This window comes from Streptomyces sp. NPDC057002 (genome assembly GCF_042673825.1).
Taxonomy (GTDB): domain Bacteria; phylum Actinomycetota; class Actinomycetes; order Streptomycetales; family Streptomycetaceae; genus Streptomyces.
The window spans coordinates 976,622-990,604 of sequence record NZ_JBHURZ010000003.1; the positions used below are offsets into that span (position 1 = coordinate 976,622).

Annotated in this window: 12 protein-coding genes; 9 read left to right on the forward strand and 3 right to left on the reverse strand. The window is 72.0% G+C overall.

All coding sequences use genetic code 11. From position 1 onward, the window contains the following. The first annotated feature begins 4 nt into the window (after positions 1-4). The 3 genes from ACFT32_RS19275 (at position 5) to nudC (ending at position 6,019) form a co-directional block, all read left to right on the forward strand. Positions 5-3,505, forward strand: a complete 3,501-nt coding sequence (locus ACFT32_RS19275) for a UvrD-helicase domain-containing protein (RefSeq protein ID WP_382490436.1) — start codon at positions 5-7, stop codon at positions 3,503-3,505. 10 nt (positions 3,506-3,515) lie between these two features. Next, positions 3,516-4,919, forward strand: a complete 1,404-nt coding sequence (locus ACFT32_RS19280) for a dipeptidase (protein WP_382490438.1) — start codon at positions 3,516-3,518, stop codon at positions 4,917-4,919. A 155-nt stretch (positions 4,920-5,074) separates the two neighbouring features. Further along, positions 5,075-6,019, forward strand: coding sequence for an NAD(+) diphosphatase (nudC, locus tag ACFT32_RS19285; protein WP_382490439.1), 945 nt, complete (start codon positions 5,075-5,077; stop codon positions 6,017-6,019). Positions 6,020-6,117: 98 nt separating this feature from the next. On the opposite strand, the gene ACFT32_RS19290 is transcribed toward nudC, so the two are convergent. Beyond that, positions 6,118-6,360, reverse strand: coding sequence for a mycoredoxin (locus ACFT32_RS19290; RefSeq protein WP_031132359.1), 243 nt, complete (start codon positions 6,358-6,360; stop codon positions 6,118-6,120). A 184-nt stretch (positions 6,361-6,544) separates the two neighbouring features. Here ACFT32_RS19290 and ACFT32_RS19295 point away from each other — a divergent pair, with 184 nt between their 5' ends. From ACFT32_RS19295 to ACFT32_RS19315, 5 genes are all read left to right on the forward strand, one after another. After that, positions 6,545-8,740 (forward strand): ATP-dependent DNA helicase UvrD2, encoded by a 2,196-nt coding sequence (locus tag ACFT32_RS19295; protein ID WP_382490442.1) that lies wholly within the window; start codon positions 6,545-6,547, stop codon positions 8,738-8,740. A 163-nt stretch (positions 8,741-8,903) separates the two neighbouring features. Beyond that, a complete protein-coding gene (locus ACFT32_RS19300; RefSeq protein WP_382490444.1) occupies positions 8,904-9,230 on the forward strand; it encodes a hypothetical protein in 327 nt (108 codons plus the stop codon). 172 nt (positions 9,231-9,402) lie between these two features. Beyond that, a complete protein-coding gene (locus ACFT32_RS19305) occupies positions 9,403-9,771 on the forward strand; it encodes a WhiB family transcriptional regulator (RefSeq protein ID WP_190049450.1) in 369 nt (122 codons plus the stop codon). Continuing rightward, positions 9,768-10,088 carry a hypothetical protein gene (locus tag ACFT32_RS19310; protein ID WP_382490446.1) on the forward strand — a complete coding sequence of 107 codons (321 nt, stop codon included), beginning with the start codon at positions 9,768-9,770 and terminating at the stop codon, positions 10,086-10,088. The genes ACFT32_RS19305 and ACFT32_RS19310 overlap by 4 nt, the downstream gene beginning before the upstream one ends. A gap of 137 nt (positions 10,089-10,225) precedes the next feature. Continuing rightward, positions 10,226-10,435: a hypothetical protein gene (locus ACFT32_RS19315; protein ID WP_382490448.1), complete on the forward strand. Its 210-nt coding sequence runs from the start codon at positions 10,226-10,228 to the stop codon at positions 10,433-10,435. A gap of 39 nt (positions 10,436-10,474) precedes the next feature. Here the strand turns inward: ACFT32_RS19315 and ACFT32_RS19320 are convergent, their stop codons facing one another. Both ACFT32_RS19320 and ACFT32_RS19325 read right to left on the reverse strand, forming a co-directional pair. Continuing rightward, a complete protein-coding gene (locus tag ACFT32_RS19320; protein ID WP_382490449.1) occupies positions 10,475-11,845 on the reverse strand; it encodes an ABC1 kinase family protein in 1,371 nt (456 codons plus the stop codon). After that, complete coding sequence (locus ACFT32_RS19325) at positions 11,838-13,052, reverse strand: ThiF family adenylyltransferase (protein ID WP_382490451.1); 1,215 nt, start codon at positions 13,050-13,052, stop codon at positions 11,838-11,840. The genes ACFT32_RS19320 and ACFT32_RS19325 overlap by 8 nt, the downstream gene beginning before the upstream one ends. Before the next feature lie 269 nt (positions 13,053-13,321). Here ACFT32_RS19325 and ACFT32_RS19330 point away from each other — a divergent pair, with 269 nt between their 5' ends. Further along, positions 13,322-13,930: a M48 family metallopeptidase gene (locus ACFT32_RS19330; protein WP_193481071.1), complete on the forward strand. Its 609-nt coding sequence runs from the start codon at positions 13,322-13,324 to the stop codon at positions 13,928-13,930. The last annotated feature ends 53 nt before the right edge of the window (positions 13,931-13,983 follow it).

Here is a 13,983-nt window from a genome sequence, read left to right on the forward strand (position 1 = left end):
CGATGTGCCCGCCCGTATCACCGATCCCGAACAGCTCAAGGAGCTCCTCGGCATCCCGTTCACCCCGGAGCAGACGGCCTGCATCACCGCGCCGCCCGCCCCGCAGGTGATCGTGGCCGGTGCCGGCTCGGGCAAGACGACCGTCATGGCCGCCCGAGTGGTGTGGCTGGTCGGCACCGGCCAGGTCGCCCCCGAGCAGGTGCTCGGCCTCACCTTCACCAACAAGGCCGCCGCCGAACTCGCCGAGCGCGTCCGCAAGGCACTGGTCAAGGCCGGCGTCACCGACCCGGACGCCATCGACCCGGACAACCCGCCGGGCGAGCCGGTGATCTCCACGTACCACTCCTTCGCGGGCCGCCTGCTGACCGACCACGGTCTGCGCCTCGGCCTTGAGCCCACGTCCCGGCTGCTCGCCGACGCGACCCGCTTCCAGCTCGCCGCGCGCGTCCTGCGTGAGGCCCCCGGGTCCTATCCGGCCCTGACCCGTTCCTTCCCGGACCTGGTCGGCGACCTCCTCGCCCTCGACGCCGAGCTCGCCGAGCACCTCGTACGCCCCGAGGCGCTGCGCGCGTACGACGCCGAACTGCTGCTGACCCTGCGCGGCGTCAAGCTCGGCAACGCCGACCTGCGCAAGGTTCCCGAAGCCGCTGCCGCGCGCCGTGAACTGGCCGAGCTGGTGAACCGCTACCGGGCCGCCAAGCGCGATCGGGACCTGCTCGACTTCGGCGACCAGATCGCCCTGTCGGCCCGGCTCGCCGGGATCCCCGAAGTGGGGAGCCTCCTGCGCGACGAGTTCCGGGTGGTCCTGCTCGACGAGTACCAGGACACATCGGTCGCCCAACGGGTCCTCCTGGCGGGCCTGTTCGGCGAGGGCACCGGCCACCCGGTCACCGCCGTGGGCGACCCCTGCCAGGCGATCTACGGCTGGCGCGGCGCCTCCGTCGCCAACCTCGACGACTTCCCCGAGCACTTCGCCCGCGCCGACGGCCGCCCCGCGACCCGCCAGGCCCTCAGCGAGAACCGCCGCAGCGGCGGCCGCCTCCTCGACCTCGCCAACGGCCTCGCGGAGCCCCTGCGCGCCCTGCACGCGGGTGTGGAGGCACTTCGCCCCGCCCCCGGGGCCGAACGCGACGGCATCGTGCGCTGCGCCCTGCTGCGCACCCATGCCGAGGAGATCGACTGGGCCGCCGACTCCGTCGCCCACCTCGTCCGCACCGGGACGGCACCCGGCGAGATCGCGGTCCTGTGCCGCACGGCGACCGACTTCTCCGAGATCCAGGGCGCACTGGTGGCCCGGGACATCCCGGTCGAGGTCGTCGGCCTGTCCGGTCTGCTGCACCTGCCCGAGATCGCCGACCTCGTCGCCGTGTGTGAGGTCCTCCAGGACCCCGGCGCCAACGCCTCCCTGGTCCGCCTGCTGACCGGCCCGCGCTGGCGCATCGGCCCGCGTGACCTCGCCCTGCTGGGGCGGCGGGCCCGGCTTCTCGTCACCCACGCGCGCGTGGAGGGCGACGACGACCCGGACCGCCGCCTCGCCGAGGCCGTCGAGGGCGTCGACCCGGCCGAGGTGATCTCCCTCGCGGACGCCCTCGACACCTTCCTGGAGACGCCGCTGGACGGCCACGGGGACGACGACGGGCTGCCCTTCTCGCCCGACGCGCGCGTGCGCTTCGCCCGCCTCGCCACCGAACTGCGTGACCTGCGCCGCTCCCTGTCCGACCCGCTGATGGACGTCCTGCACCGCGTCCTCGCCGTCACCGGCCTGGAGGTGGAGCTGTCGGCCTCCCCGCACGCCCTGGCGGCACGGCGCCGCGAGACCCTCTCCAACTTTCTGGACGTCGCCGCCTCCTTCGCCGCCGGCGACAACGAGGCCAGCCTGCTCGCCTTCCTCGGCTTCCTGCGTACCGCCGCCCAGTACGAGAAGGGCCTCGACAACGCCCTCCCCGGCGGCGAGAACACCGTCAAGGTGCTCACCGCCCACAAGTCCAAGGGTCTGGAGTGGGACGTCGTGGTCGTCCCGGGCCTGGTCACCGGCACCTTCCCCAGCAGCCAGGGCCGCGAGAAGTGGACCTCCCAGGGCAAGGTCCTGCCGCACGAGCTGCGCGGCGACGCCGACACCCTCCCCGACATCGCCTCCTGGGACGCCAAGGGCCTCAAGGCCTTCCACGAGGCCATGAAGGACCACCAGCACACCGAGGAACTCCGCCTCGGCTATGTCACCTTCACCCGCCCCCGCTCCCTGCTCCTGGGCTCCGGCCACTGGTGGGGACCCACCCAGAAGAAGCGCCGCGGACCCTCCGCGTTCCTCCAGGACCTCTACGAGCACTGCGCGGCCGGGTACGGCGAGATCGAGGCCTGGGCGGACGAACCCGCCGAGGACGAGGAGAACCCTGCCCTGCACCGGGCCACCGCCGACCAGGTGTGGCCCCTGCCCCTGGACGAGGCGGCCCTGGCCCGCCGCCGCGCCGCCGCCGAGACCGTCCTGGCCCACCTGGAGGACCTCGCGTCCCACGAGGACGGGCGCCCGGCGGCCGTGCACGACCCGGACGCGTTCGACGACCCGGAGTGGCCCCCGCCTCCCGAGGACGACGAGCCTCCGTACGACGAGCCGGACCCGTTCGACTTCGACGCAGGCCCCTTGGATGAAGCCCCCTTCGACGAAGACGCCTTCGCAGAGGCAGAGGAGGCGGCGGACGGGGACGGACGGCCGGCGGACCGCCCCACGGTCCCCCACCAAGCGGGGCCGCCGGAACCTCAGGCCCCACACCCACGCCTCACCCCGGAGGAAGCCCGCACCATCGCCTCCTGGGACCGTGACCTCGACGCCCTCACCGGCGAGCTCCTGCGCGCCCGCGACAGTGTCACCGAGGTCCCCCTGCCCGCTTCCCTGACGGCCTCCCAGCTGCTGCTCCTGGCCGCCGACCCGGACGGCCTCGCCCAGGAGCTGGCCCGGCCCATGCCGCGCCCGCCCCAGCCCGCAGCCCGGCGCGGCACCCGCTTCCACGCCTGGGTCGAGGCCCGCTTCGAAGAGCTGACGCTGCCCCTGCTGGAGCCGGAGGAGCTGCCAGGCGGCGAAGCGGAGATCGCCGACGAACGGGACCTGGAGGCACTCAAGGACGCCTTCGAGCAGACCGAGTACGCGCACCGCACGCCCTACCGGGTGGAGGCCCCCTTCCAGCTCGCGCTCGCCGGCCGCGTCGTGCGAGGCCGTATCGACGCCGTCTACAAGAAGGGTGACGGTGAGGGCACGACGTACGAGATCGTCGACTGGAAGACCAACCGCTCACGCACCGCGGACCCCCTCCAGCTCGCCGTCTACCGCCTGGCCTGGGCCGAGCAGCTGGGGGTTACCCCGGAATCCGTCACGGCCGCGTTCCTGTATGTGCGCAGCGGCGAGATCGTCCGCCCCGACGACCTGCCGGACCGCGAGGCGCTGGAGCGGCTGCTGAGCGAGGATCCGCCCGGTGAGGAACCGCACTCCGAGGACGTCAGTGCGGGCCGATAGGCTCGTGACCATGAGCCAGACCCCGGACAGCGTCGTCCGTACGTACATCCAGCAGCATCGCGACGCCTTCCTCGACGACCTCGCCCAGTGGCTGCGCATCCCGTCGGTGTCCGCCCAGCCGGACCACGCGCCCGACGTGCGACGCAGCGCCGACTGGCTCGCCGCCGAGCTGAAGGAGACCGGGTTCCCGACGGCCGAGGTCTGGCAGACCCCCGGCGCGCCCGCCGTCTTCGCCGAGTGGCCCTCCGACGACCCGAAGGCGCCCACGGTGCTGGTCTACGGCCACCACGACGTGCAGCCCGCCGCCCGGGAGGACGGCTGGGACAGCGACCCGTTCGAGCCCGTCGTCCGCGAGAACCGTCTCTACGCGCGCGGGGCGGCCGACGACAAGGGCCAGGTGTTCTTCCACACCCTGGGCGTCCGCGCCCACCTCGCCGCCACCGGCCGCACCACCCCGGCGGTGCATCTGAAGCTGCTGATCGAGGGCGAGGAGGAGTCCGGCTCGCCCCACTTCCGTGCCCTCGTCGAGCAGCACGCCGAGCGGCTCACCGCCGACGCCGTGATCGTCTCCGACACCGGTATGTGGTCCGAGGACACCCCCACGGTGTGCACCGGCATGCGCGGCCTCGCCGAATGCGAGATACGGCTGCACGGCCCCGACCAGGACATCCACTCCGGCTCCTTCGGCGGCGCGGTGCCCAACCCGGCGACCGCCGCCGCCCGCCTGGTCGCCGCCCTGCACGACGAGCACGCGCGCGTGGCGGTCCCGGGCTTCTACGACGGCGTGGTCGAGCTCACCGACCGTGAGCGCGAACTCCTCGCCGAACTGCCCTTCGACGAGTCGCAGTGGCTGCGCGCGGCCAAGTCGTACGCCACCCAGGGGGAGGCCGGGTACACCACCCTGGAGCGCGTCTGGGCCCGCCCCACCGCGGAGGTCAACGGCATCGGGGGCGGCTACCAGGGCCCCGGCAGCAAGACGATCGTCCCGTCCTCCGCCCTGGTGAAGCTGTCCTTCCGGCTGGTCGCGGGCCAGGACCCCGACCACGTGGAGAAGGCCGTCCGCACCTGGGCCGAACAGCAGGTGCCCGCAGGTATCCGCTGCGAGATCACGTTCAGCGGGGCCACGCGCCCGTGCCTGACCCCGCTGGACCACCCGGCCCTCCAGTCGGTGGCCCGCGCGATGGGCCGGGCCTTCGAGAAACCCGTCCGCTTCACCCGCGAGGGCGGCTCCGGACCGGCGGCGGACCTTCAGGACGTCCTCGGTGCTCCGGTGCTGTTCCTCGGCATCTCCGTGCCCTCCGACGGCTGGCACGCGCCGAACGAGAAGGTCGAACTCGACCTGCTGCTCAAGGGCGTCGAGACCACCGCGTACCTGTGGGGCGACCTCGCCGAGAACTGGCGCGATGCGCCCTGAGCGTCCCGGGCCGCCCGGACCGGCCGCGCGCGAGGGGCACACTGGAGGAGCCGCCCCGCACCGCCCGAGCCCCGCCCGACCCGGTCGCCCCCCGCCGTACGTCCCCTGATCAGCCCGCCGAACCCGACCGTTCCACCGGGGAGTTGGAAGCACCAGTGACCACCTGGACCGACCAGAACGCCGACCGACCCATCTCGCTCACCGCCCCGAACGGCATCGACAGGGCCGCGCACCACCGGCTCGACGAGGCCTGGCTCGCGGCGGCGTGGAGCCACCCCTCGACGCGCTGTTTCGTGGTCTCCGGCGGCCAGGTCCTCATCGACGAGACGGCGGACGGGCACACCGAACTCGTCATGACCCCCTCCTTCGAGGCCCCCCTCACCGAGGCGCACCGGTACTTCCTCGGCACCGACGAGGACGGCGTCAGCTACTTCGCCCTCCAGAAGGACTCCCTGCCCGGGCGTATGGACCAGTCCGCGCGCGCGGCGGGCCTGCGCGAGGCGGGCCTGCTTCTGTCGGCCCGTGACGTGGGCCTGATGGTGCACGCGGTGGGGCTGGAGAACTGGCAGCGCACGCACCGTTTCTGCTCGCGCTGCGGCGAGCGCACCGTCATCGCCGCAGCCGGCCACATCCGCCGCTGCCAGGCCTGCGGCGCCGAGCACTACCCGCGCACGGATCCCGCCGTGATCATGGCCGTGACCGACGAGGACGACCGGCTCCTGCTCGGCCGCCAGGTCCACTGGCCCGAGGGCCGCTTCTCGACGCTCGCCGGCTTCGTCGAGCCCGGTGAGTCCATCGAGCAGTCGGTGCGCCGCGAGGTCCACGAGGAGGTCGGCATCACCGTCGGCCCGGTCGAGTACGTCGCCAGCCAGCCCTGGCCCTTCCCGTCCAGCCTCATGCTGGGCTTCATGGCCCGCGCCACCTCGACCGAGATCGAGGTCGACGGCGACGAGATCCAGGAGGCCCGCTGGTTCTCCCGCGACGAACTGCGGGCCGCCTTCGAGTCCGGCGAGGTGCTCCCGCCCTACGGCATCTCCATCGCGGCCCGCCTGATCGAGCTCTGGTACGGCAAGCCGCTCCCGATGAGGAGCGTGGCCTGACGCCCGTGCGAGCCGCCTACTCGCTCTGACCGCACAAACGGAGAAGGCGGTTCCTGAGCCGCCTCAGGAACCGCCTTCCCCGCACAACCGCGCGGCGCCTACGCGCCGACCTTCTGCTTCACCTGAGCCAGCGACGGGTTGGTGAGGGTGGAGCCGTCCGGGAACAGAACGGTGGGCACCGTCTGGTTTCCGCCATTCGCCTTCTCCACGAACGCGGCGGATTCCGGGTCCTGCTCGATGTTGATCTCGGTGTACGCGATGCCCTCGCGGTCCATCTGGCTCTTCAGCCGGCGGCAGTAGCCGCACCACGTGGTGCTGTACATCGTCACAGTGCCCAGCATGTCTCTCGTGCTCCTTCGGTGGCTCGGGGGTGGATGGTCGCAGAGATGGAACGTACGTGAAGGGGCCGCCATTCCCGGGGCCCGGGCCCCGGGGGACGTGACGCCTGCCGCATTAGTACGACTATCAGGGCCCGCCTGTGGACAACCGGCACTGCCGTCTCCCACGACCTGGCAGCATGGCCGTGTGACAGCAGCAACGCACTCCACCCTGTTCCCGCAGGTACCGGACACGGCCGACGCGGTGCTCGACGGGCTCGACCCCGAGCAGCGCGAGGTGGCCACCGCCCTGCACGGTCCGGTGTGCGTCCTGGCGGGCGCGGGCACGGGCAAGACCCGGGCGATCACCCACCGCATCGCCTACGGGGTGCGCGCAGGCGTCCTCCACCCCTCCAGCGTGCTCGCCGTCACCTTCACCAACCGCGCTGCCGGAGAGATGCGCGGCCGCCTGCGCCAGCTCGGAGCCGCGGGCGTCCAGGCGCGCACCTTCCATTCGGCGGCCCTGCGTCAGCTCCAGTACTTCTGGCCGAAAGCGATCGGTGGCTCCATGCCCCGGCTCGTCGACCGCAAGATCCAGCTCGTCGCCGACGCGGCCGCGGCCTGCCGCATCCGGCTCGACCGGGGCGAGCTGCGGGACGTCACCGCCGAGATCGAATGGTCCAAGGTCACCCAGACCGTCCCCGCGGACTACGCGCCCGCCGTCGCCAAGTCCGGCCGGGAGGCCCCGCGCGACCCCGCGGAGATCGCCCAGCTCTACGCCGCCTACGAGGACGTCAAGCGCGAGCGCTCCTTCATCGACTTCGAGGACGTGCTGCTGCTGACCGTGGCCGTTCTCCAGGACCGGCACGACATCGCCGAACAGGTCCGCGCCCAGTACCAGCACTTCGTGGTCGACGAGTACCAGGACGTCAGCCCCCTCCAGCAGCGCCTGCTGGAGCTGTGGCTCGGCGAGCGGGACAGCCTGTGCGTGGTCGGAGACGCCAGCCAGACGATCTATTCGTTCACGGGTGCAACGCCGGACCATCTGCTCGATTTTCGCACCCGTCACCCCGGCGCCACCGTCGTCAAGCTGGTCCGCGACTACCGTTCCACGCCCCAGGTCGTCCACCTCGCCAACGGCCTGCTCGCCCAGGCCAGCGGCCGCGCGGCCGACCACCGCCTGGAGCTCGTCTCGCAACGTGCGCCGGGGCCCGAGCCGGCCTACACGGAATACACCGACGAGCCCGCCGAGGCGGAGGGCGCGGCCCGCCGCATCCGTGAACTCATCGACTCGGGGGTCCCGGCCGCCGAGATCGCCATCCTGTTCCGGACGAACGCGCAGTCCGAGACCTACGAACAGGCCCTCGCCGACGCCGGGGTGCCCTACCAGCTGCGCGGCGCCGAGCGGTTCTTCGACCGCCCGGAGGTGCGCAAGGCGGGCGTCGCCCTGCGCGGCGCGGCCCGCTTCGGCGGCAACGACTCCCTCCTGGACGACGTCGTCGACCTGCCCTCGCAGGTGCGCGCCGTCCTGTCGGGCGAGGGCTGGACACCGCGGCCACCGGCCGGCTCCGGCGCCGTGAGAGAGCGCTGGGAGTCCCTGGCCGCCCTGGTGAACCTCGCCCAGGACTTCGCCGCCGCCAAACCCGGCGCCACCCTGGCGGACCTCGTCGCCGAGCTCGACGAACGGGCGAACGCCCAGCACGCCCCGACCGTGCAGGGCGTCACCCTCGCCTCCCTGCACTCGGCCAAGGGCCTGGAGTGGGACGTCGTCTTCCTGGTCGGCGTCGCCGAGGGCATGATGCCGATCACCTACGCAAAGACCGACGAGCAGATCGAGGAGGAGCGCCGTCTGCTGTATGTCGGCGTCACTCGCGCGCGGGAACACCTCCATGTCTCCTGGTCTCTCTCCCGCTCACCCGGCGGCCGCCCCAACCGCCGCCCCAGCCGTTTCCTCGACGGACTGCGCCCCGGCTCGACCGCCACCAAGGGCCGTACGGCCGGCGGTGCCGCGGGCGGTATCGAGCGCGGAATCCCCGGAACCAGGGGCTCCGCCCCGCGACGAGCGCAGCGAACGCCCGCCCGTTGCCGTGTCTGCGGCCGCACGCTGACCGACGCGGGCGAGATGAAGCTGATGCGCTGCGACGACTGCCCCTCCGACATGAACGAGGGCCTCTACGAGCAGCTCCGCGAATGGCGCGCCGACCAGGCACGGAGCAGTGGCCAGCCCGCCTTCTGCGTCTTCACCGACAGGACACTGGTGGCGATCGCCGAGACCGCGCCCGACGACGAGCACGAGCTGGCGCGCATCCCGGGCGTCGGGATGCGCAAGCTCACCCGCTACGGAGCCGATGTCCTGGCCATCTGCGCAGGCCAGTACGACGGGGGCGACACAGATCAGGACTGACACCAACTCGTCGAAAAAATAGTTTGCGCATGCCCCAGCAATCCCCATAGGTTCTTAGGCACGAGAGCAGCGGCCTTCTCGAGGGCCCTGATTCGTGTTGTACTTGCATATCCGTCGGACTGGTTCATCCAGTCCCCCGAGACGCCGAGAGGAGGCGAGTCCAGTGATCAGCATCAACACCAGCTCCATCAGCACCGTGAAAATGACCGATCGCTCGGCCGTCTCCACGTGCATGCTCGGCGTTTCGAACCTGGGCACCGGTCTGTCCGGCATTCGTGCCGTCCGTCCGGCGTCCTCCTCCCTTGCTCCCGCGGGCCTTCCCGTCCGTGAGCGCAATGAGCGACCGACCAAGGCACTGGAAGCAGCAGTAAAGGCGCAGGCGCGGGCCTATGCCTTTGCGGCGACCGGTGCCGGATTCCGGAAGCAGACGACGCAGCACCACCAGATGTGGGCCTTCCGTGGGCCAGAACCCTGGAGTGATCCAGCCTGATCAGATCAGGCCGGCGCCTTCAGGGCCGCGGAACCCCATCCGGGATCCGCGGCCCTTCTGTTTGTCCCTGACCAGGGACGACGGACCGAAGGAGCCTCGGGACAACAAGAGAACCGGGTACCAGCCGCCCCCCGGCCAACAGGCCGGAACGACCAGACGAGGAAGACGAATCGTGCAACTCGAAGCGCACGCCCCGTCCGTACCGCCTTCCGACACGATCCCCAAGCCCGGCCCCACGGAGGACTCCGCCTTGACCCCGCTCACCGCGCTCACCGCGCTCGACGACGCCATCGAGAACCTCGGCGTACCCGTCCCGTGCCGCTCCTACGACCCGGAGGTCTTCTTCGCCGAGTCGCCGGCGGACGTGGAGTACGCCAAGTCCCTCTGCCGCACCTGCCCGCTGGTCGAGGCCTGCCTCGCCGGCGCCAAGGAGCGGCGTGAGCCCTGGGGCGTCTGGGGTGGCGAACTGTTCGTGCAGGGTGTCGTCGTCGCCCGGAAGCGGCCGCGTGGCCGCCCGCGCAAGAACCCGGTCACGGCATGAACACCGCAGGAACGATCGACCGTCCTCTCACGCACGACCCCCAGAAGCAGGCCCCGATGAAGCCGTCCACCGAGCCCGTCGGCTCCGCGACTCAAGACTGCACCCCGCACGGCGCGAAGGACTCGCGCCAGAACAGGACCCGAGAGATGCAACTCATCCCAGAAGCCATGGCTCGTGCACATATGCACGAGCGACTGCAGGAGGCGGAGCGAGACCGCCGGGCCGCGCGCCTGGTGGCAGCCCGCCGGATGCAGCGCAAGGCGGAGCGCGCCTCACGGCGTGCCCGCCGGGCGCTCGCCATGGCGGTCATGCAGTAACCGACCCCACCTGAAGCGGTGGCCTCCCGCACCGGGAGGCCGAGCTCACCCCGCGGGGGCCGGTCCGTGCCGAACGGACCGGCCCCCGCGGTGCGTTGTGCCAGCGAAGCCGCAGGGCACGGCGATATCGTCGGCGCGTGACGAGTCCTCGCGGAGGAAACGACGACGGCGGCTCCGCCGCGCAGCCCGAACGCCTCGTGTGCGCCCGCTGCGGCACCTCGGCCGAAGCCCCGCAGCTCACCTGGACCTGCTCCGTGGAGCACGGCGCCCGCCGGGACTTCTGCGAGACCTGCTCCCGGGAGAACCTCAGGGCGATCGAGGGACGGCTGGACTCGGACTGGTGGTAGAGCGCGGGCAGCGGGTCACCCGTGGTACCCGCCCGGGGCTCACGCCTCCGCGGCCGGCTCCTCGCCGTCCGCCGGGTCCTCCGTGACGAACCCCGGCAGCCACTCCTCCAGCTCCTCGCGCAGACGCACCGCCGCCCCCAGCTGGCACAGCACCCCGATCGTGCTCAGGGTCACCCGGTGGATCAGCAGATACGACGGGGGCAGGTTGAGCTGCTTGCCGAGCTGGTAGGCGGGGGAGCGGGGGTCGGCGACACGGGCCGCCTGGCTGCGCATCCAGCCGCGGGTGAAAGTGAACTCCTCGACCTGGGCCGGCTCGATGATCGGCAGCAGATAGTCCAGGACCGCTTCGGGATCGAGCTCTATGGTCTCCTTGACGAACCCCTCCGCGCACAGAAGCTCGTAGACCGCCTCGGCCTCCCCGTCGAGGGTCATCCGCAGGGACTCGCCGATGGTGGCCGGCAGACCACCCGGAAGACGGTCGACCGTGCCGAAGTCCAGGACGCCCAGGCGCCAGTCGTCCTCGCCCTCCGGGCCGCCGGGCAGCAGCCGGAAGTTGCCGGGGTGCGGATCGGCGTGCAGCAGGCCGGTGCGGGCGGGGCCGGAGAACAGGAAACGGGCCAAGAGCTGGCCCGCGCGGTCACGCTGTTCCTGGGTGCCGTCCGAAATGATCTCCGAGAGCGGGATGCCGTCGATCCACTCGGTGACCAGGACCTGGTCGGACTGGTGCACCACCTGCGGCACGACCACGTCCGGGTCGTCCGTGAACTCCTCCGCGTGGGCCTGCTGGGCCTGGGCCTCCAGGCCGTAGTCCAGCTCCTCCGAGACACGGTCCTTCAACTCCGCGATCAGAGGCTTGATGTCCATCCCGGGGATGAGCGGACCGAGCAGGCGGGAGAAGCGGCTCAGCTGGTTCAGATCGGACAGCAGGGCCTCGCCGGCGCCCGGGTACTGCACCTTGACCGCCACCTCACGGCCGTCGTGCCACACCGCCCGGTGCACCTGGCCGATCGAGGCCGCCGCGGCGGGCTTGTCCTCGAACTCCAGGAACAACTTCTGCCAGCCCTCGCCGAGCCGTTCCTCGAGCACCGCGTGCACGGTGCGCGTCGGCATCGGCGGCGCCGCCTCCTGGAGCTTCGTCAGTGCCGCCCGGTACGGGCCGGCGACCTCCTCGGGCAGTGCCGACTCGAAGACGGACAGGGCCTGGCCGAACTTCATCGCGCCGCCCTTGAGCTCGCCGAGCACCTTGAAAAGCTGCTCCGCCGTGCGCTGTTGGAGCTCGCGGCCGACCAGCTCCGCGGACTCGCCGACGATCCGCTTGCCGAATCCCCAGGTCGCCCGCCCGGCGATACCGAGCGGGAGTGCGGCGAGCTTGGCGGTCCGGGTGACCGCCTTCCGGGGAAGATCAGACATGCGCCCTCCAAGTCCCAGCCGGCCGCTCCGCCTCTGCCTCACGGCACTGCTCCGACGGCCGTTGCACCGCCATTGTCTCGTGTGACTGCCCTTCCTCCGAGAGGCGCTCCCCCTTTCCTCTCTCCGCCGCAGCGCACGGGCATGCAGGATGCGCCCAGATCGGCCGCGCATGCCAGTGGAGACCGGGGACTGACACCTCCCAGCGTGACCCGGCGCTCGACGGAACCCGGCCGTCGAGGAAGGCCAGCGCGTGGGCCGCGGCCAGTCCGGCGACGGTCGTGGCGAGTGTCAGGTCGCAGGGCCGCACCTGCCGCTGTCTGCCGGAGCGCCACTGGGCGACCAGGCGGGGCCACGTCGGATCCCGGTCGGTGCGGCTGTGGTGCAGACAACCCGCGCAGCCCGTCTCCCCGGGCAGGACGAGAGGGCCGACCATGCCGGTCCCCTCCACGACTCCGGCGTACAGATGGGGTGTCCCGGCGGCCATCAGCGACTCGGCGGCGGACGGGTCCGGCGCGTACATGGCCACATCGTCCCGCGGGGCGACGATCACCAGCGAGAAACCCGGATCGCCTTCCTCCGGGTGCGCCTGCGCTGTCGCGGGGCGCGGCGGCCGGTCCGGGGCCGCCCGGCGCACGGCACGTCGGGCCGCCTCGTCGCGGCGGTCGCCGACGGCATCGGCCGGCAGCCCGCCCGGCGCGACGTCCCACGGTTCCACCCGTCCGAGGTCGCGCACGTCGACCTCGCCGACTCCGGCCCCCGCCAGCAACGAGGCCAGCACGGCGCCGACCCGGCCCGCACCCCGCACCTGAACGCGTTGCGCGCGCCGGGCGGCCAGCCGTCCGATCGCGTCGCCGGGAGCGGAGGTGGTCAAAGACAGGGAAGCCAGATCGGGGCGGAGCCGGTCGAGGACCTCCTTCTTCCGGCGCAGAGCGTCGGCGGCCGGTCCGCCGCCCCGCGCGTCGTCCAGGAGCCCGGCCCGCGCGAGCCGCCGCACCAGCCCGTCGACATGACCGTCGGGCAGATCCATCCGGCGACCCTCCTCACGCAGCAGCTCCAGTCCCCGTGTGCCGTTCAGCAGGTCGAGGAAACTGCCCGTCGCCTGGTCCATCGGGCCGAGCGTCATCGCGTGCGCCGGTGTCATCCCGAACTGCACCGTGTTGAGGTCGCGCCAGCCGCGCCTGAGCGCGGGTTTCACCACTGGATGCATGACAGGCCCCCGTATGTCATAGATCGTCCCCGTGTGCCGGTCGAGAGTGGGGGCAGCCCGAGACTTGTCGCGGATCTGGTCCTGGTCCTGGACCGAAGCCACCCATCGCTTCGCCGACAAGAGCCAGCATGCCCAAACCAGCCGCAGAGCGCCGAAAGTTGTCCACAGGCACGGGCATTCGTCGTACAAATCCGGCTGCCGGTGGGGGCATCGGCACCGAACCGTCCCGGAGCCGGGACTTCCCCGTGTGCAGCGGGTAACGTCGGGGCGTGCCCGCCGACCCACTGCACCGCGCCGGAAAACCACAGCGCAGCACGACGAGCCAGCCGCCGAGCGGCTCGAGGGCGAGCGCGATCGAGGTCCGCAGAAGCACCCGCCGACGCCGAACGGTCTCCGCGTACCGCGAGGGCGATCGCACCGTCGTGCTCATCCCCGCCCGGATGTCCGAGGCGGAGGAGCAGCGCTGGGTGACCGTCATGCTCGACAAGCTGGCCGCCCAGGAGAGCAAGCGGACCCTCGGCGACACCGAGCTGGCCGAGCGGGCCCGGCGTCTTTCGGACCAGTACTTCGGCGGGCGGGCCCGGCCCGCATCGGTGCGCTGGGTGACCAACCAGAACACGCGCTGGGGATCCTGCACCCCGTCCGAGGGCAGCATCCGCCTGTCGCACCGTCTGCAGGGCATGCCCGAGTACGTGGTCGACTACGTCCTCGTCCACGAACTCGCTCATCTGCTCGTCCCCGGACACGGACCCCGCTTCTGGGAGCTGCTGGAGGCCTATCCGCGGACGGAGCGGGCCCGGGGCTATCTCGAAGGCGTGGTCGCCGCCGAGCGGTTGCCGCATGTGCCCGGTGCGCGTGGCGAACGCCCCACAGGGTGAGTGACCGCTTTGCGTGAGCGAGCAGCCGATACGGCCGCGCGCGGGTTCTGTAC